This is a genomic window from Terriglobus sp. TAA 43 (assembly GCF_000800015.1).
GTDB lineage: Bacteria > Acidobacteriota > Terriglobia > Terriglobales > Acidobacteriaceae > Terriglobus.
On record NZ_JUGR01000001.1, the window covers coordinates 467,672 to 484,803 of the forward strand.

The window sequence follows — 17,132 nt, forward strand, 5'->3', positions numbered from 1 at the left end:
GAAGCTGCGCTTGCAGATATCGATCTAAAACATTGATTTAACGAAGAAACGGGTTGCGTTGAATTTCGTGTGCAATCGTGGTTTCTGAACCATGCCCCGCAATAACGCGAGTTGTCTCAGGGAGTAGCAGCAGCTTTTCGCGAATGGACGTGATGATATGTTTGTCGTCTCCACCGGGTAAGTCCGTGCGGCCGATACCTTCGCGGAAGAGAGTATCTCCAGCCAGCAGCAAGCTGCTCTGCGGGAAGTACAGTGAGATGCTACCTTCTGTGTGTCCCGGCGTATGGAGTACTTCTCCAGTCTCTGAACCGACCTGTAGCTTCATGCCTTCCACCGCTTCGATGTCAGGCGGTGCAGTCTTGGGAACAGGAACGCCCATCCACGCAGCCTGCTGCTCCATCCACGAAAGCTGGAAGATGTCCGCGGGATGGAAAACGACCGGAGCTCTGGTTTGCTCTGATAACAGCTTTGCCCCAGCGATGTGATCCAGATGGCCGTGCGTGACTACGATCTGGCGGAGTTTAAGATTGCGGGCGGCGAGGAAGCCGACGATGCGAAGAATGTCTGAGCCTGGATCAACGACTGTAGCATCGGACGTCGCAGAGTCGAAGAGGATGGAGCAGTTGCAGCCAAGTGGTGCGACGGGGAAGGTTTCGCGCTGCATGAAGTCCTCCTGAAGCAATGAGAAAAGGGTGCGAGCAGTGCTCACACCCTTTCAAAAATCAAATGCCCTGAAATTACTTTTTCGGTGTCGTCTGCTGCGTCTTGATGCCGGACAGTACCGAGCGATCGTTGGAGCGCGACATCAGAACCGTCAGGCTGATGGACGTGAGCATAAACAGAACAGCGGACCAAGTGGTCAGACGGGTCAACAAGTTTGCTGCGCCGCGGGGTCCGAAAGCTGTCTGTGATCCAGCTCCGCCGAAAGCCCCTGCCAGATCGGCGCTCTTGCCCTGCTGAATAAGGACAACGCCAATGAGGAATAGGCAAACGAGCACATGAAGAACGATGAGAGCTGCTACAAGGAATGTCATCAGGTGTGTTGCCGTTCAGGCTGTTCTTTCTAGAAAAGTGTGGAGTGGTGCGGAAGACGGGACTTGAACCCGTATGGAATTACCCGCTAGCACCTCAAGCTAGTGCGTCTGCCAATTTCGCCACCTCCGCATCGGTTACACAGGACTTACTGTGCGTCCGGCGTGTGCGCCATCCAGAACGAAGTATAGCAGAGAAATGGCTTCACCCAAAATGGTGCAAAAGCTCACGAAAGTTCGCTAGTTGCAGCAGGCGTCGTCCTGCCTTTGGGCTGCTGATGGGTTCGCGTTCCAGCACCCAGGTGCTGGGATGGGGAAGGTAAACGGCGTGCATACCGGCAGCAAGGGCGGGGTTGGTATCGCTGCGTGGACTGTTACCAATCATCCAGGAATGGGCCGGGTCGCAATCGTAGCGTTGCAGCAGAATTTCATAAGCTTCGGTGTGCTTTTCGTGCAGCACTTCTACGTGATGAAAGTGATCGGCCAATCCTGAGCGCAGTAACTTCCCGTGCTGCTCATCCTGGTCACCTTTTGTGACCAGGATGACAGTGTGTCTTTCGGAGAGACGGGGTAGTGTTTCCTTTACGCCGTCCAGCAAGGTGAGATTTGCGGAGCGGATGCTCTCTGCGCAGTATTCAAGCTGGGCTGCAATCTCGTGGGTGCAGGACGAGCCCGTGAGATGTTCGTAGCTGACCAGCAGTGAGTGGTGGAATGCGCGCGTGCCATAACCATGCGTGTGAACACGAGAGGCTTCCAGCGCATCGAAGGCTGAACGTACTTCTGCATCGTTCAACTCTGCGTGATCCACGATACGGATGAACTGTTCGATGGCGCGTTCGAAGTAGATATTGTTCTCCCACAATGTGTCGTCCGCATCGATCATGAGGACCTGCGGCGATAGTGAGGGAGTGGGAGCTGAGGGATCGAAAGAGTTCATGTACGGTCGATTTCGCCTCACACAAAGGCGAGGGACTTTGGGGTGGAAATTGCCATTGCAGCAGGCAGTTGCGACGCTGCCTACAGTATATGATTGGCCCGTGGGCTAGGGGATAAGTATTGCGGAGGCTCCAACTTCCAGTGATACTTTCCGATTCGCATTCCAATGGGGAAAGGGAATCAGATGGAGGGTCTCGGCCCACGACAGTACGGGCCCTACGTCGTACTTGAACAGATTGGCTCTGGTGGCATGGGAGCGGTGTATCGCGCTCGGGATCGCCGTCTGGAGCGCGACGTTGCCATCAAGGTGCTGCATCGGAACCTGGAGATGGCAGGCGCCCGCGATCGTTTTCTGCGTGAGGCCCGCGCCGTTTCCTCGCTGAATCATCCGAACATCTCCACCATCTTCGACATCGGGGAACAGGACGGTGATCCGTACCTGGTGATGGAGCTATTACACGGTGAGTCGATCAAGGATCGCTTGCACGATGGCGTTCCGGTTTTAGAAGACGAACTCATCTCCATTGCCATGCAGGCAGCGCAGGCACTTGCCGCAGCGCATGCGAAGGGCATTGTTCATCGCGACATTAAGCCAGCAAACCTCTTCCTGGTGGACGGCCCGGATGGTGAAGTTCAACTGAAGGTGTTGGATTTCGGCCTGGCGAAAGTGGAGCATGACCGCATCCTTCTTGGGCCGTCAGGCTTGACGCGTACTGGTGCGACCGTAGGGACGGTGGAATATATGTCTCCCGAACAGGCGCGCGGGGAAGATCTGGATCCACGCTCGGACCTGTTCTCATTGGGAGCGGTGCTATATGAATTGGCGACCGGTGATGTTCCGTTTCGCGGAGCTACCAGCGCCGTTGTGTTCGCAGAACTTTTGGGTTCTGAGCCCATTCCACCCCGCAAGGTGAACACGGAGTTGTCGACGGGGATGGACTCGATCATTCAGCGTCTTCTGCAGAAGAAACGCGAGAATCGTACTCCATCTGCGAATGCGTTGCTTGAGGAATTACGAAAGCTGAAAGGGCCTTCAGGCTCTTCCACGGTCAGCAACGCGCACCCTTCGAGCTCCTCGCATGTTCGCGCGACACGTGTATCGCGTGAGCCTGTGTCTGTCTCTGACCCGACAGCGAGAAGTGTGCATGGACACGCTCCCTCGGGCACTCGTACGTCCGCGATGCGTTCTACTCCGAGGGATTCCGCAGTTAGAGGTGTGGCGCGGGGCCCGGTGATTCATTCGCCCTCGTCGTTTGAGCGCGAGGTTGCAGCCGGCGGCATACGCTGGTGGATTCCTGCCACGGTCGTGGCACTGGTTCTTGCGGCGGTGGGTGCCTTTCTATATCTTCGCCAGCGAGGCAGTGCGGTTGGTGGTCAGGGCGTGATTAGTACGGGATTGCAGGTCACGCAGTTTGATAACAATACCGGCGATAACCTTCTGCAAGATGTTCCTGCGATTGCCATGCAGATTCTGCTGCGCGAGATGCCATCGCTGCACGTGACCGGATATGCGCCTCCGCTGAATTCGAATGAACCGGATGCCCAGGAGATAGCGCGGCGAAGTGGTGCAGATGCTTATCTGACTGGGAGCGTCTCGCGTGATGGCAACAGCTATCACATTCATGCGCAGATACTGCGGACGTCGGACAAGGGCGAGCTTGCGGCAGAAGACGTTGATGCCTCTTCCGCTGTGGAGATTCCGAATGCGCTGAGCCGCCTTGCTGTGGCCTTGCGAACGCATCTTGGTGAGAGCCCTGATCAGGCATCCGCGAATACTGTTCCTTTGGCCAACGAGGCCACGAATTCACTCAATGCCTTAAGCCTGTATGCGAAGGGGATGGCGTATCTCCGTGCTGGACAGATAACGAACGCGATTGACGAGCTCACTCGCGCCCTGGCTGACGACCCATCTTTTGTGCCTGCGCGACTCGCACTTGTGGAAACACTGCGTGAATCAGGTGCTCAGGTAGAACGTCTTCGTGCTGCGACTGCGTTGAAAGCTGCCGCAACCAAGGGAAGCCCTTGCCAGCAAAGCCGCATCGCTTACGAAACGACAGACGCCGCGTCTGCAGCGATGGAAGCAGCACAAGCCTGGAGCAACCTGTGTAGCCTGCAGCCAGAGGCGCACGTTGCAATGGCGCGTTCTCTCCTCGCAGCGGGACGTACGGCGGAGGCCGAAAGCATAGGAACAACTGCCGTTCAACTCGATCCCGCGGGACGCATCGCCGTCTCAGTGGCTACAGAGGCAATGATTGCTCAGGCTCACTACGAATCGGCGCAGAAAGAGCAGGGCAGAGCCGCAAGCTTAAACGCTGCTTCGCCGGGGCTTGCATTGCTCGCGGCATATCTTAGAAACGATCAAGCCGCGGAAACGCAATGGGCAGCAGTTACAGCGGCGTCCAATAGCTTCAGCGATTACTGGTACTACCTGACGTACCTGGGTGACCGCGGGCGCCTGGCAGAAGCGCATAGTTTTGGCACAGCCGCGTTCACGCGCTTAAGCGCACAGCCTCAGGTTGTCTCGTCGGCCGCGCTCTTGCATGCGCGGCTGGACGCGATGGAAGCGATGGCAGGACATTGTCACAATGAATTGCCGTCTATCGCCGAAGCCGGGGACACCACGAAATTCTATGCTGGCCTTGCGAAGGCATGGTGTAAGCATTCCGCAACCGACAGTCTTCCCGCGGACGCTGCGCAGAAGACGTTGATCCAAGCCGCAGTGTTATGGAGCACGGGAGATCCGCAAGGCGCATTGAACCTGCTGCAAGAGGACAAGACCAGTGCTCAATCTACTGTGGCCGTGTTGCTTCGTGGCGAATCGTATTTGAAGCTTGGCCAGCAGGTACTGGCCATTGGCGATTTCAAAGCTGCTCTTACACGGCGAGGCGAGGCGCTGCTTACCGGAACACTGGCGTATCCCGTGGCACAAGCGGGCCTGGCGACTTCTTATCGCACAATGGGAGATGATCCCAATGCGAGTCGCGCTGAAGATGATTTGAAGAACCTCTGGAAGGATGCCGATCCATCTGAGCCGCTGCTTCGCGGATCGAATTAGCGGCGACCACCTTTCGTGGGTGACTTGGTGAGATTCTCCGCAAGAAACAATCCAGATTTGTTTGCGCTGACCACGTCGATATCGCCGTCGCCGTCGATGTCCACGGCTACTGTTTGAACGCCACCGCCCATGCGGCCACCGTAATCAACAATGTGGCGAACCCATTCCACGCCGCCATTCTGTGCCGTTGCTGGAGACACCTTCCCCCATTCATACCAGTAGATCCCGACCGGCTCTCGCTCACCGGGATCGCCGCCGTTGTGTGCGAAATAGCGCTTTCCAATCACGAGGTCGGGCTGCCCGTCGCCGTTCATATCAACCAGTTGTGATGCGTGCGCCTGCGACCACGAACTATCAATCACATGCTGAACAAAATGGCCGTCTGCCGTTTGTTCGTACCAAGCCAGACCGTAATCGTGTGCCATGCCGGTCAACAGATCTTTGCGACCATCGCCATTGATGTCTAACAAGTACATGTAGCCAAATTGCGCGCCACCCCGTTGCGCTGCTGCGGATAGCTTCACTTCATCCGCGGGTGTTCCCGAAGGAGGAATGTACTTCCATCCCCAATCGGTGGGGTGAAACTTCCAATAGCCTTCCGCGCGAACGTCGGCCGGTGCTTCCAGCCAACCCTTGGGCGTGAGGATGTCGTTGCGGCCATCGCCATTCATATCGCCTACACCGATGCCGTGGCCATAGCTTTGCGGGGCGACAACATGCTTGATCCACTTGCCATCACGATGTTCAAACCATGCTGCAGGTACACTCGGGCGGTCGAACTCTGGCAGCAGTTCGTTTGCTTTTCCGTCGTTATCCAGATCAACGAGGAAGGCGAACTCCGTGGGACCACTGTTATCGATCTCGCTTGCCTTCCACTCCCCACCCGCTTTGCCGGGATTCTTCAACCAGACGATATTGTGCGCGAAATAACTGAATTGAATGATGTCGGTCCAGCCGTCACCGTCCACATCCATCGCGAGGTCTGCAAAGTTGTCGATGTAGCCACTGGAGTAGTTGATGGCGCGCAAGGGATGCTTTGTCCATCCGGGCGCTTCAAACCAATGTTCTCCTGACACAATGTCCAGCTTGCCGTCGCGATTGATGTCTGCAACCGTGACTGTTTCACCGTAGCCCGGATCAATCATCTGCACGCGAAAAGCGATGTCCGCAGGGCGGCTGGCGCCAAGTAAGGCAACGACTGAGACGATTGCAGCAAGGGAAGTGGGAGCTGGCCAGCGCATAAACAGAGTGCCTTCAATTCGTGAGAATGCAATGCGCGGCCATTCTACCGGTTTCGGTATGGGAGATGGCAGCTGCAGGCACATTGCGATGAACCAGCAGCCACAGGCCTCTGCGTGTTACGATAGCCAAGAAGCGGAGAGATGGCCGAGTGGCTTAAGGCGCACGCTTGGAAAGCGTGTATACCGCAAGGTATCCAGGGTTCGAATCCCTGTCTCTCCGCCATAGATTTTTGGAAGCCCCGTAAAGCAGCTAAAGATGCGCTTTACGGGGCTTTTCAGTGTCTGTGGTCGCCTGATGAACGCTGCTGCGTGTTCCAGCCCTTTGATAGAGCGCCACTAATGCCTATGAGCGGCGCCTGCACTGCTATCGCACCAGCACTATGATTTTCCTCGCACCCGATATCGCGAGCGATATCAGGCCCGTCGCGATGCATCTCCGGATTGATTCAACATAAGGTGAGGCTTCACAAATGGACTTCACCACAGGCGACTATCTATTCTTTGCGCTCTTCTTTCTTCTCATCTGGTTCGCAATTTCTTTTACTTCAGAGAGTGGACTTGTGCATCGATGGAGGAAGATATTTCACGATTTGGAACGCGACTACAGAGGTCCCAGGAGCAGGTTGGTCTGGATGTCTCTTTCGGTCGCGTGGCGAGGAACTCACTGACTGGCGGAGTAACTGCCGCCGCTTAATCGAGAGATCTATTCCCAACGATGCACCACAAAATAAGAGGCCCCTCGAAAGGGACCTCTTAGCCTCATCAAGCGTGATTCGGTGCGAAATGATGTAGGTGCTGAGAGTAATCGCCCGGTAGCAGGTGTAAGTCCCTCCTACCGGGCGAAACGACTAGACGGTCTCTTCTTCGAAGTTCTTTGGAAGCCTACGAGCCATCAGTGGGGTAAGGCACAGGATGGAGAACACGGTGGTGATCATGCCACCCACCACCACACGCGCCAATGGTTGTTGTGCTTGTGCTCCAATGCCGTTGCTGATGGCAGCAGGCAGAAGACCGAGGCCAGCCGACATGCATGCCATCAGAACTGGCCGCATTTCATCGAGACAACCTTCACGAAGGCCATGACGTGCACCATGACGCTTCTGCGCCCGACGGATGCCGGACAGGAAGACCACCGCGCCCAGCGTTGCCACACCGGTCAGCGAAGTAAAGCCAACCGCTGCCGAGATGGAAAACGATGTGTGTGTGATGAGCAACGCCAGAATGCCTCCAATGGCCGCGAAAGGAAGAGTCGCCAGCACGATCACCGCATCCAGCCACGTGTTGAACTGCGTATATAGAAGGATCAGAATGGCCAGCAAGCTGATCGGGATGATCACAGACAGGCGCTTCTGTTCCTTCTTCAACGAGTCGAATTCACCGGCCCAGGCATAGGTATAGCCGTTGGGTAGCTGAATCTTCTGTTTCAACTGCGCTTGCAGATCGGTGATGGTTGCAGCAAGATCGCGTCCGCGAACGCTGAACTTGATGGGGATGTAGCGACGGCCTGCTTCACGGAAGATCTGGAAGCTGCCTTGACGCACGCCAATGTCCGCGACCTCGCTGAGCGGCACGGAAGATCCATCACCGGCGGGCAGAAGAATCTTGCCTACTGAGTCGGGATTATCGCGATAGCTTTTGGGATAACGAACTGTGATATCGAAGCGACGATCACCTTCGATCAATTGCGTAACGGCCGACCCTCCCACCGCAGCCTGCACTGCGGCGTTCACATCAGCAGGGGCGATGTTGTAGCGTGCTGCCTTCGCACGATCCACGCGAATGACCAACGACGGCTGGCCATCGACCTTGAAGATGCCAACGTCCTGCACACCCTGCACCTTTTCCATCACGTTTTGGACGGCGACGGCCTGCTTTGAGAGTTGGTCGAGATCATCACCGAAGATCTTCAGTGAGTTCTCGCCCTTCACGCCGGACATCGCTTCTTCCACGTTGTCCTGAATCTGCTGAGAGAAGCCGAACACGACACCGGGATACTTGCTGAGCGCGTGTTGCATCTGCTCAATCAACTTCTCCTTGCTGCCGTGTACATCCGCAGGCCAGGTGCTTTCGTCCTTCAGGTCAACGAGGAATTCCAGGTTGTTGAAGGTGGTGACGTCTGTTCCATCGTTTGGACGGCCAAGTTGCGAGACTACCTGTTTCACTTCAGGAAAACGCTGGAAGTCTTCACGAAGACTGTCGACCGTAGTGGAAGCCACATCAAAAGAGACATCCTGCGGCAACGTTGCACGTACCCACAGGTTGCCTTCTTCAAGTGGAGGCATAAATTCGCCGCCAACTCCGTAGACAAAGATGAAACCCGAAATGATGAGAGCGATGAGCGCGACTCCCCACACGAATTTCGATCGCCGTAGCGTGAGCGTGAAGATGCGGTTGTAGTGGTGACGAAAGAAGTTCGACAGCCATGTACCTTCACCCGCATGTGCATCGTCTTCTTCCGGACGTGCCGGGGGTGGCCCCTTCGGAGCCAGCACCATTGCAAGCACCGGAGCAAAGACCAGGCCGAATAGCAACGCGCCAATGAGCGCAAAGCCGTACGTGACCGACATGGGCGCGAAGATCTTACCCGGCACACCTTCCATGGTGAACAGCGGAATGAACGCCACCAGGATGATGACAGTGGAGAAGAGAACAGGACGAGATGCTTCCTGAACGCCTTCGATGATGAGGGTAGCGAGATCGTCTTCCGGCAATCGTCGCGATAGTTTGCGATGGATGTTTTCCAGTACCACGATGGAAGCGTCGACTAGGATGCCGAAGTCGATCGCGCCGATGGAGATCAGGTTCGCGGAATGGCCTGTCATGGCCATCATCGAAAACGCGAATAACACGGCGAAGGGAATCGTCGCCGCGGCGATGATAGTGGTGCGTACATCGCCGAGCATGAACAGCAGGATTAACGTCACCAGCACGAGACCGGTGATGATAACGTGCTTCACCGTGTGTTCGGTCCGATCGATCAGGTTGGTTCGATCGCTGATGGTGTCGATGTGCATGCCCGGTGGTAGCAGCCCATGATTCAGATCGTGAATCTTGACCTTGAGTGCTTCCAGTGCAGGGATTGACTCTTCGTTCTTGTTGAGCAGAACGATGCCTTCCACCGCATCCGGATCATGGTTGCGACCGATCTTGCCCATGCGCTGCTGCGAACCGATCTTCACATCTGCAACATCGCCAACAAGAACAGGTACACCGCGATTGCTGGCGACGACAACCTGCTTGATGTCGTCCACCGTGTGCAACTGACCAACAGCGCGTACATTGACACTCTGTTCGCCGAGTGAGATGTAGTTGCCACCTGCGTTGGCGTTGGAGTTCTGCACCGCAGCCGTAACCTGCGGCAACGTTACACCGTGAGCCAGCAGCTTCTGAGGATCGGCTTCAATCTGGTACTGCTTGACATCGCCGCCGAAGGTGGTGACGTCGATGATGCCGGGAACCTGCTTCATCTCACGCGTCACGAGCCAGTCCTGCGTAGCCGTGAGGTCATACAACGTGTAGGGGCCGGTCAGTTGATAGCGATAGATTTCACCAATGGGTGACCAAGGCGAAAGTTGCGGCTGCAAGCCATTGGGAAGCTGCAACAGTTGCAGGCGATCCAGCACTTCCTGCTTGTCGTGAAAATAGTCGCTCGTAAAGGTGAAGTACAGCTTCACATCGGAGAGGCCAAAGATGGAGATAGAACGGATTCCGTCGAGATGTTGCACGCCGTACAGCGCGGTCTCAACAGGTGCGGTAACCTGCTGTTCCATCTCCTCGGCGGACCACGCAGGATTCTGCGTGATGATTTCAACCAGCGGTGGAGAGGGGTCGGGATACGCCTCAACGTCAAGCTGCATGGCGCCAAAGGTTCCTGCGACCAGCATGCATGCCAGCACAATCAGAACCAGCGCGCGCATGCGCAGAAGAATGCGAATGAGAGCAGACATCGCGTTAGTCTCCTGTCGCCGGTGCGCGCAGGAAGCTGGCACCCGTCTTCACGATGGTTTCGCCGCCCTGCAGACCGCTGAGGATCTCAACGTCGTCGCCGTGTGCTGCGCCCACCTTCACTTGTCGCAGATTGAACTTGCCATCTGCGCCCTTCACATAGACGCCAGTGCTTTCACCATCGTGAATCACTGCGGTGTTTGGCACCACCACTGCGTTTTGCGATGGACGTGCAATCTTAAGACTCGCAAACATCGCGGGCTTTAGGCGATGGCCAGGGTTTGGCAGGACAACACGCGCACGCAAAGTGTGTGTCGTTGGATCGAAAGTATCGCCAACGTTGGCAACCCTGCCGTGGAACGTTTCGTTGGGATACGCCTGTACGGTGACATCAACGTTCTCTGATTGCTTGAGCAGCGCGATATCCCGTTCAAAGACTTCGCCGACGATCCAGACAGAATCGAGATTTGCGATGGTGACAATGCCGTTCGTCGCGTTGTCCACGGACTTCTGTAACTCACCATTCGCCGTACCAACATCAATCACAGTACCGGAGATGGGGGAGGTGATTGGCGCAACATCTGACGTTCCGTTTTCACTAAAGCCAAGCTCGTGTAGACGCTGACGTGCGCGCTCCAACTCGGCATGGCCAGACGCTGCGGTGGCTTGCAGTTCGAGATATGCGGCTTGCGAAAGAACCTCGTGATCCAACAGGATTTTGCCGCGAGCCAACGCTCGATCAGCGCGATCCGACTCGGTCTTAGCCTTCTCAAAGTCGGAGCGTGCGGAGGCAACATCGCCACTCTGCAACAGAGCAACAACCTGTCCTTTATGAACTTCCTGTCCTGCAACTACTTTCATCTCTACGATGCGGCCCGACAGCGGTGGATAGATATGCACCGTCTGCGTGGGGTTCGCTTCGATATGCGCGGGCACAGCGAGCGAATCGTTCAGTGTGGTGGCGTGCGCAGTGGTAGTGACAATGTTCGAAGCAGGAAGATCAGCCTCGGGAGTTTCTTTCTTCTTGCAGCCGGTCACCAACAAGGTGGCAGACAACAGCAGGGCGACGCTTTGCGTCCTGATCATGGATTCACCTCGGTCGCCGTAGCGTAAGAGAGCTGGTGCAGCGCATTCTGCGCGTTGGCCTGCGCGTTCAGCGCGGCAAGATTGGTTTGACGGTAGTCCTGCAATGCGGACAGGTAGTCCAGCAGTGTGGCGTTTCCGTTGCGATATGCGAATTGGATGTTGTCGCGTACGTGTGCGGCTTCTGCCAGATACTTCTGCTGATAACGCGCGTTCTGTTGCACAGCCGCCTGATACGCGGCGTACGACTGATCGACGTCACTGATGACCTGATTGCGCGCCTGCTGCAGCAACAGCCGACTCGAATCAGCTTCACGCCGCGTGCGTTCTTTCTCACCCTGGTTGCGATCGAAGATGCGCAACGGAATCTGAAGGTTCGCGCCTACGGTGCTTGCAGTGCCGCTATGTTCATACTCCACGCCAAACTGCGGATCGGTCTTGCCCATTGCGTCGGCGAGATGAATTGCGGCTTCGTTTGCGTTCACCTGGCGTTGCGCCGCGACCAGATCTGGCCGAGCCGCCAATGCTGCATTTTCCAACTGCTGCAAGGAGCTTGCCAGCGCTGGAAGATCGAGCGCTCCGCTGATGTCGAAGGTTGTCAGTACGGAAGGCTCGCCCAGCAACACCTGCAACTGTTCGCTGGCCTGTGTCAGATTCAGTTGAGCATTCGTCTGATCGTTTTCAAAGCCTGCGAGCTGAAGTTCTACGCGCTCAAAGTCCGTGCGATCGACATCTCCGGCATCCAGCCGGACCTGCATCAGTTCCACCGTCTTGCGATAGTCGGTGAGATTGTCGTTGGCAATCGTAAGCGCCACCTTCGCCTGCAGCATGCCAGTGAATGCCTGTTTAACCGCCAGATCCAGCCCGCGGCGCTGATCGTCCACCTGGGCCGAGGCGACGCCGGTATTGGCTTTTGCTGCGGCAATACGAAGAGAGCGTTTGCCGCCCACTTCAAACGTCCGCTGTAACCCAACACCATAGAACGGCGGCCCATTCGAGTCGCTGTTGGCAAGACTCATCTGTGTGCCTTCAGCCACAAGATTCGGATTCAGGCGTAGTCCGGCAGTGATTTCATTCGCCTGAATGGCAGACAGATGTGCCTGGGCACCCAGCAGGCCCGGACTATGCAGTCGTGCATAGTCCACCGCCTGTTGCAGCGTAAGCGGTTGCGGCGGGGTAGGCGGAGAGGCTGTCGCTTGTGCATAGACCGCGGGATGCAGTAATACCAGCCCCGCAGACAGCAAGATTCGCTTCATAGGTATGTCGATTCCTCCGCGCTCGATAACGATTGCGGATGCTTCTACTTCAAGATTGGGAAAAGGAGCTTTGAAAACCTGTTACGCGATGCAGTCAAAGGGAGGAGGACGCGGTGACTGCGGGCGGATGGCGACGAGTTCATACATCTTCCAGGCATGACGCCTGCGAGAAAGCGATTCCATTCGACGCATCACAGCGCCGAACAACATTGCCAGGAGCAGAAAGGGAAGCAATGCAACGGAAACAGCGGCGCTCCCCGGACGTAATCCGGGAAAGAACTCTCCATCGGCCTGTTGCCAGGAAGTCTCGGCGGCCATCTTTGCTCGCTGAAGATCGTCGGTCATGGAGACCGCCGGAAACAGCACGATGGCGAGCAGGCCGACCACACCCAAAGCAACAGGAAGTGAACAGCGCAACATTCCTCGACGGTTGAACGCAACCGTACTCGCGAACAGGACGCTCACGACGGTCAGCCACAACAGATTGAGTAGATGTTCCACTATGCGAATGATATCCGACGAGGCGCAAGCCGATTCCAGTTTTTGCTGTAATGGCACCTATGCGGTGACATACGCTGCGACGGCACCGCAAGTTTCCACCTGAACCAATCTGGCGGAAACAGATTCATGCGACGATGTTGCTTCTGACCCGCCACACAGTTTTAGTCCTTGGCCATGTAACTCACAGGAGTGAAGGGCTTCGGGCCGTACTCAAGAGATTCCGCCAAATCAAACAAACAAAAGGCGCCTTAGATGATACGTCCGATAATGCATATTCTGTATCGTGAAGCTGGCCAGCTGATTGAGCCCTATTCCTTTGCGATGATCTGCACCCATCCCCTGAGCCCATTGCAGCCGCGGAGGATTTTTGGGTTCCCATGTTTGAAACCGCTCATCTGCTAACATCCGGCTAGTCTTTCATGCGAATTGTCCAAACGGTTTTTGGTGTCTTCCATCATTTCGATCTAGCGCGTGAACTTCAGCGCCGAGGACATTTAGAGCGAATCTATTCCACGTGGCCGTGGCGGCGGATTCAGCGTGAAGGTCTCCCACACAGCAAGGTCCGTACCTTTCCATGGGTTCATACGCCCGAGTTCTTGATGAAGCGCGCCGGTATTCTGCCGCAGCCCGTCGAAGACATTACCGGGTATCTGAATGCCCTTAGTTTCGACGAATATGTGACAAAGACACTGCCGGAATGCGATGTGCTGATTGGCATTTCCGGTTCGTCATTGAAGGCTGGTCGCCTACTGCAGCAGCGCGGCGGGCGTTTCTTCTGCGATCGAGGCTCCTCGCATCAGCGTTATCAGGAGCAGCTTGTCTCGTCGGAGTTCCGGAAATGGGGCGTTCAAGCCCCGGTAAGCGACCCTCGGGACACGGCACGTGAAGAAGAAATCTACACGATGGCGGATGGAATTACTGTACCCTCCAGCTTCGCGGCGCGATCTTTCGTGGAGATGGGAATTCCCAGCGAAAAGGTCCATACAATCCCTTACGGCGTGCGTCTGGAACGCTTTCAGCCCACGGGTGAGCCGCCCGTAGACCGCCTGGAGATTCTCTTTGTAGGCAACGTTGGGCTGCGCAAAGGCGTTCCTTACCTCCTGGAGGCGTTTGCGCGGTTGCGGCATCCGAACAAGCGATTGCGAGTTGTCGGCGGTATGAGCCGCGAGTTCCCGGCCGTGCTGGAACGGTTGCCCAAAGAACACGTCGAGTTCACCGGCATTCTTCCGCAACAGCAAGTGGCTGAAATCATGAGCCGCAGTCACCTGCTGGTGTTGCCCAGCGTCGAGGAAGGTCTCGCTTTGGTTCAAGGCCAGGCACTGGCCTGCGGATGCCCGGTGCTGGCTACCACCAACACCGGCGGCGAAGACCTGTTTCATGATGAGGTGGAAGGATTTATCGTTCCAATCCGTGACGTCGAGGCACTGACAGATCGCATGGAACGGATCGCGCAGGATCCTGCATTACAGCAACGACTGCGTGCCGCAGGACTGGAACGGGTCAAGCATCTTGGTGGATGGGAAACCTACGGTGATCGTTGGGAGAAGCTGCTGCAAAACAGCCTCACGGCGAAGCGTTAGCCACGACCGCCTCCGACGAAATGAACTAACTCGATCCGGTCGCCAGTGGCCAGCGGCGTCTCTGGCCACGCGGTGCGCGGCACAATTTCCCCATTGCGTTCCAGTGCGACCCGGTCGGCCCTGAATCCGAGCGATGCAATCAGTTCCGCAATCGTTGGTTGCTGGCCCAGTTCGGTGAGGTGACGTTCGCTCCCGTTGAGCGTGACAACTATCGGTTCCGACATACTTTCAGCTTACCAAGCTGACGTTTGCCTAGCGAGTTGGGCTGGGTGCGGAATGCAAACGTCGCATGAGTGTACGCTGCAGTCTGTGTTGCCAGCCCATAACCTCTTCGCAATCCGCAAATACTGCCCGCGAGCATGCCATGAGGGTGTGGACTGCCTCTGCGTCAGCCGGCGAATCCCATGTCTCGTACAGGCGCGAATCCACCAGGTATTCGATTGCGTGGCCTAACGTTTCCAGAGCGCGTCCCTGCGAAAGTGTGGGTTTGCGCTGCGGCGACGAAGAACGCTGCGGCTGCTGTGAAGGCAGCTTCGGTGCAAACTGGGGGCACGGAAGCATGGGGGCGGTGAGAATATTGGCAGCGCTGGACATGTCCCTCTCATCGGCGCCCAGGGGCCATTCATCAGTGAGATGTGTGTCGCAAAATAGGCCACAACAGGTTCATGGGGCCACGTCCTCCACCGCGAGGTGTTGCGGAACGCATCGCTTCCGTTACGAACGCTTTCGCCTGGCGTGCGGCATCCACCGCGGGCAAGCCTTGCAACAGATGACACAGCATCGAAGAAGAAAATGCGCATCCGGTTCCGTGGGTTGCGCGCGTCTCAATGCGCTCTCCACTCAAGCTTGTCCAAACGTCATCTGCAAACACGAGATCGTCTGGCTTCGCGCGGTCTCCACCGGTCACCACAACGGCACATCCAAACCGTAGCGCAAGCTGTTCCCCTGCGGCTTGAATACTGGCGTCATCGACACACGGTAAGTCGGTAAGGAGCGCAAGTTCGCCAACATTAGGAGTAACGACATCTACAAGAGGTAGGAGCTCTGCTCGAAGTTGTCGCAGGCCATCTCCATCCAGCAGCGGTGCGCCAGAGGACGAGCGAATGACCGGGTCGAGAACAACGACCGGCCTCTTCCCTTCGCAACCACTAAGATAGCGAACAACTTCCGCGACCTGTTCCGTTCCGCCCAACATGCCAATCTTGATGCCGTGTGGCGGCAGGTCCTCGTGCAGAGTTTCGAGCGTTTCGCGCAACAGTAGCGCATCAACCGGCTGAACCTTGCGCACACCAAGCGTGGATTGAACCGTGAGCGCGCTGATCGCGGAGGTGCCGAATACCCCGTGCGCTGCAAACACCTGCAGGTCTGCGGTAATGCCCGCGCCGGACGACGGATCAAAACCCGCAATGGTCAGCGCCGTCTTCTGTGGCAGAGTGTTCATCCATTTCAGGATAGCCGCTACACTGAAGGCATGAACCCAGCCGATCAGCTCATTGTGGCCCTTGATTTTCCGAATCGAACGCAAGCGTTGGATATGGTTGAGCGGCTTAATGGCCAGATCCGCTGGTTCAAGGTCGGGTTGGAACTGTATCTGGCAGAGGGTCTCTCCATTGTGGAAGCGATTCGCTCGCGGGGGCACGAGGTCTTTCTGGATCTGAAACTGCACGATATCCCGAATACGGTTGCGGGCGCAGTTCGCTCTGCTGCTGCCAGTGGAGCGGGGTTGCTAACGCTGCATGCCTCTGGTGGCCCGGCCATGCTTGCAGCCGCCAGGCGTGCTGCCGATGAGTTGGACTATGCTCCGCGCCTGCTCGCTGTCACCGTGTTGACGAGCATGGACAAGCATCAACTAACGGCCACCGGCATCGATGCGTCGCCTGCAAGCCAGGTGTTGTTACTGGGCGAGATGGCTACGGCCGCCGGTATTGATGGCCTTGTCTGTTCTCCGGAGGAAGTTGGGATTCTTCGTGTCAGCAAAGCCCAGGATGCGCTTCTGGTGGTGCCGGGCATTCGTCCCACGGCCACAACGGTGGCAGACGATCAGAGCCGCATAGCTACGCCGGGGGATGCGATTCGTAGGGGTGCAAGCATGCTGGTGGTAGGACGTCCTATCACCAAAGCGGCTGATCCAGCAGCAGCGGCAACAGCCATTCTGAAAGAAATCGAGACGGCATAGCCAAGGTTACAAAAAGAGAAAAGCCCGGATAACCGGGCTTTCGCATACTTCAAGTGCTGGTTTAGAGGCGCTCGAAGAAGTCACACGCTGAGCAGGAGATATACATGCCGCCCGGGGTGCCGCGATCGCGGTCCTTGACTCGCTTCACGATACGGGTTGGCTTGCCGCACTTCGGGCAATCCGTGCTCTTGGTGGTGTCCATCGCTTTCTTGCGATCACCGGTTTTGGCAATCTTGGCCATGGGTAGTTCCCTTCGGTTGGCGTCTTCCTTACGCCGAAAAATGTGATTCGCGACTGGTCCCGGCTAAGAAGCCGGTCTGCGGGCGTT

The 17,132-nt window shown here is 56.6% G+C and carries 15 protein-coding genes and 2 tRNA genes; 4 read left to right on the plus strand and 13 right to left on the minus strand.

Annotated elements, in window-relative coordinates; genetic code table 11:
* Window positions 1-37: 37 nt before the first annotated feature.
* The 4 genes from M504_RS01890 to M504_RS01905 form a co-directional block, all read right to left on the minus strand.
* Window positions 38-664, minus strand: coding sequence for an MBL fold metallo-hydrolase (locus M504_RS01890; RefSeq protein ID WP_047493086.1), 627 nt, complete (start codon window positions 662-664; stop codon window positions 38-40).
* 73 nt (window positions 665-737) lie between these two features.
* Window positions 738-1,034 (minus strand): preprotein translocase subunit SecG, encoded by a 297-nt coding sequence (gene secG / locus M504_RS01895; protein WP_047487313.1) that lies wholly within the window; start codon window positions 1,032-1,034, stop codon window positions 738-740.
* A gap of 45 nt (window positions 1,035-1,079) precedes the next feature.
* Window positions 1,080-1,164, minus strand: a tRNA-Leu gene (locus M504_RS01900).
* 72 nt (window positions 1,165-1,236) lie between these two features.
* The gene (locus M504_RS01905) at window positions 1,237-1,968 is read right to left on the minus strand and encodes an HAD family hydrolase (RefSeq protein WP_047487317.1); all 732 of its coding nucleotides are present in this window, start codon (window positions 1,966-1,968) and stop codon (window positions 1,237-1,239) included.
* Window positions 1,969-2,151: 183 nt separating this feature from the next.
* Between M504_RS01905 and M504_RS21030 the strand changes: the two genes are divergently transcribed.
* Complete coding sequence (locus tag M504_RS21030) at window positions 2,152-5,022, plus strand: serine/threonine-protein kinase (protein WP_052200217.1); 2,871 nt, start codon at window positions 2,152-2,154, stop codon at window positions 5,020-5,022.
* Here M504_RS21030 and M504_RS01915 read toward each other — a convergent pair.
* Window positions 5,019-6,263 (minus strand): VCBS repeat-containing protein, encoded by a 1,245-nt coding sequence (locus tag M504_RS01915; RefSeq protein WP_052200775.1) that lies wholly within the window; start codon window positions 6,261-6,263, stop codon window positions 5,019-5,021. The two genes, M504_RS21030 and M504_RS01915, sit on opposite strands and share 4 nt — an antisense overlap.
* Before the next feature lie 135 nt (window positions 6,264-6,398).
* Here M504_RS01915 and M504_RS01920 point away from each other — a divergent pair.
* Window positions 6,399-6,486: transfer RNA gene (locus tag M504_RS01920), tRNA-Ser, on the plus strand.
* A gap of 625 nt (window positions 6,487-7,111) precedes the next feature.
* Here the strand turns inward: M504_RS01920 and M504_RS01925 are convergent.
* The 4 genes from M504_RS01925 to M504_RS01940 all read right to left on the minus strand — a co-directional run bounded on the left by M504_RS01925 (window position 7,112) and on the right by M504_RS01940 (window position 13,048).
* Complete coding sequence (locus M504_RS01925) at window positions 7,112-10,210, minus strand: efflux RND transporter permease subunit (RefSeq protein WP_047487321.1); 3,099 nt, start codon at window positions 10,208-10,210, stop codon at window positions 7,112-7,114.
* 4 nt (window positions 10,211-10,214) lie between these two features.
* Window positions 10,215-11,294: an efflux RND transporter periplasmic adaptor subunit gene (locus tag M504_RS01930; protein WP_047487324.1), complete on the minus strand. Its 1,080-nt coding sequence runs from the start codon at window positions 11,292-11,294 to the stop codon at window positions 10,215-10,217.
* The gene (locus tag M504_RS01935) at window positions 11,291-12,547 is read right to left on the minus strand and encodes a TolC family protein (protein WP_047487327.1); all 1,257 of its coding nucleotides are present in this window, start codon (window positions 12,545-12,547) and stop codon (window positions 11,291-11,293) included. Before M504_RS01935 ends, M504_RS01930 begins: the two co-directional genes overlap by 4 nt.
* Window positions 12,548-12,628: 81 nt before the next feature.
* Entirely contained in the window at window positions 12,629-13,048 is a 420-nt protein-coding gene (locus tag M504_RS01940) for a hypothetical protein (RefSeq protein ID WP_047487328.1), read from the minus strand.
* A gap of 956 nt (window positions 13,049-14,004) precedes the next feature.
* On the opposite strand from M504_RS01940, the gene M504_RS22695 reads away from it, so the two are divergent.
* A complete protein-coding gene (locus M504_RS22695) occupies window positions 14,005-14,628 on the plus strand; it encodes a glycosyltransferase family 4 protein (RefSeq protein ID WP_369792903.1) in 624 nt (207 codons plus the stop codon).
* Here the strand turns inward: M504_RS22695 and thiS are convergent.
* The 3 genes from thiS to thiD are packed head-to-tail and all read right to left on the minus strand — an operon-like array spanning window position 14,625 to window position 16,069.
* Window positions 14,625-14,852, minus strand: coding sequence for a sulfur carrier protein ThiS (thiS, locus tag M504_RS01950; RefSeq protein ID WP_047487333.1), 228 nt, complete (start codon window positions 14,850-14,852; stop codon window positions 14,625-14,627). The genes M504_RS22695 and thiS overlap by 4 nt on opposite strands.
* 28 nt (window positions 14,853-14,880) lie before the next feature.
* Window positions 14,881-15,222, minus strand: coding sequence for a hypothetical protein (locus M504_RS01955; protein ID WP_047487336.1), 342 nt, complete (start codon window positions 15,220-15,222; stop codon window positions 14,881-14,883).
* 31 nt (window positions 15,223-15,253) lie between these two features.
* Entirely contained in the window at window positions 15,254-16,069 is an 816-nt protein-coding gene (gene thiD, locus M504_RS01960; protein ID WP_047487339.1) for a bifunctional hydroxymethylpyrimidine kinase/phosphomethylpyrimidine kinase, read from the minus strand.
* 30 nt (window positions 16,070-16,099) lie between these two features.
* Between thiD and pyrF the strand changes: the two genes are divergently transcribed.
* Window positions 16,100-16,804 carry an orotidine-5'-phosphate decarboxylase gene (gene pyrF / locus M504_RS01965; RefSeq protein WP_047487343.1) on the plus strand — a complete coding sequence of 235 codons (705 nt, stop codon included), beginning with the start codon at window positions 16,100-16,102 and terminating at the stop codon, window positions 16,802-16,804.
* A 61-nt stretch (window positions 16,805-16,865) separates the two neighbouring features.
* On the opposite strand, the gene M504_RS01970 is transcribed toward pyrF, so the two are convergent.
* The gene (locus tag M504_RS01970) at window positions 16,866-17,045 is read right to left on the minus strand and encodes a hypothetical protein (RefSeq protein ID WP_047487345.1); all 180 of its coding nucleotides are present in this window, start codon (window positions 17,043-17,045) and stop codon (window positions 16,866-16,868) included.
* Between the last annotated feature and the right edge of the window lie 87 nt (window positions 17,046-17,132).

Excerpts from the sequence above, each read along its gene's own strand:
- M504_RS01915 (WP_052200775.1), bottom strand. The coding sequence starts at position 6,263 with ATGCGCTGGCCAGCTCCCACTTCCCTTGCTGCAATCGTCTCAGTCGTT.
- thiS (WP_047487333.1), bottom strand. The coding sequence starts at position 14,852 with ATGTCGGAACCGATAGTTGTCACGCTCAACGGGAGCGAACGTCACCTC.
- M504_RS01930 (WP_047487324.1), bottom strand. The coding sequence starts at position 11,294 with ATGATCAGGACGCAAAGCGTCGCCCTGCTGTTGTCTGCCACCTTGTTG.
- M504_RS01935 (WP_047487327.1), bottom strand. The coding sequence starts at position 12,547 with ATGAAGCGAATCTTGCTGTCTGCGGGGCTGGTATTACTGCATCCCGCG.
- M504_RS22695 (WP_369792903.1), top strand. The coding sequence starts at position 14,005 with ATGGGAATTCCCAGCGAAAAGGTCCATACAATCCCTTACGGCGTGCGT.
- M504_RS01890 (WP_047493086.1), bottom strand. The coding sequence starts at position 664 with ATGCAGCGCGAAACCTTCCCCGTCGCACCACTTGGCTGCAACTGCTCC.
- pyrF (WP_047487343.1), top strand. The coding sequence starts at position 16,100 with ATGAACCCAGCCGATCAGCTCATTGTGGCCCTTGATTTTCCGAATCGA.
- M504_RS21030 (WP_052200217.1), top strand. The coding sequence starts at position 2,152 with ATGGAGGGTCTCGGCCCACGACAGTACGGGCCCTACGTCGTACTTGAA.
- thiD (WP_047487339.1), bottom strand. The coding sequence starts at position 16,069 with ATGAACACTCTGCCACAGAAGACGGCGCTGACCATTGCGGGTTTTGAT.
- M504_RS01955 (WP_047487336.1), bottom strand. The coding sequence starts at position 15,222 with ATGTCCAGCGCTGCCAATATTCTCACCGCCCCCATGCTTCCGTGCCCC.
- M504_RS01925 (WP_047487321.1), bottom strand. The coding sequence starts at position 10,210 with ATGTCTGCTCTCATTCGCATTCTTCTGCGCATGCGCGCGCTGGTTCTG.
- M504_RS01970 (WP_047487345.1), bottom strand. The coding sequence starts at position 17,045 with ATGGCCAAGATTGCCAAAACCGGTGATCGCAAGAAAGCGATGGACACC.
- M504_RS01905 (WP_047487317.1), bottom strand. The coding sequence starts at position 1,968 with ATGAACTCTTTCGATCCCTCAGCTCCCACTCCCTCACTATCGCCGCAG.
- secG (WP_047487313.1), bottom strand. The coding sequence starts at position 1,034 with ATGACATTCCTTGTAGCAGCTCTCATCGTTCTTCATGTGCTCGTTTGC.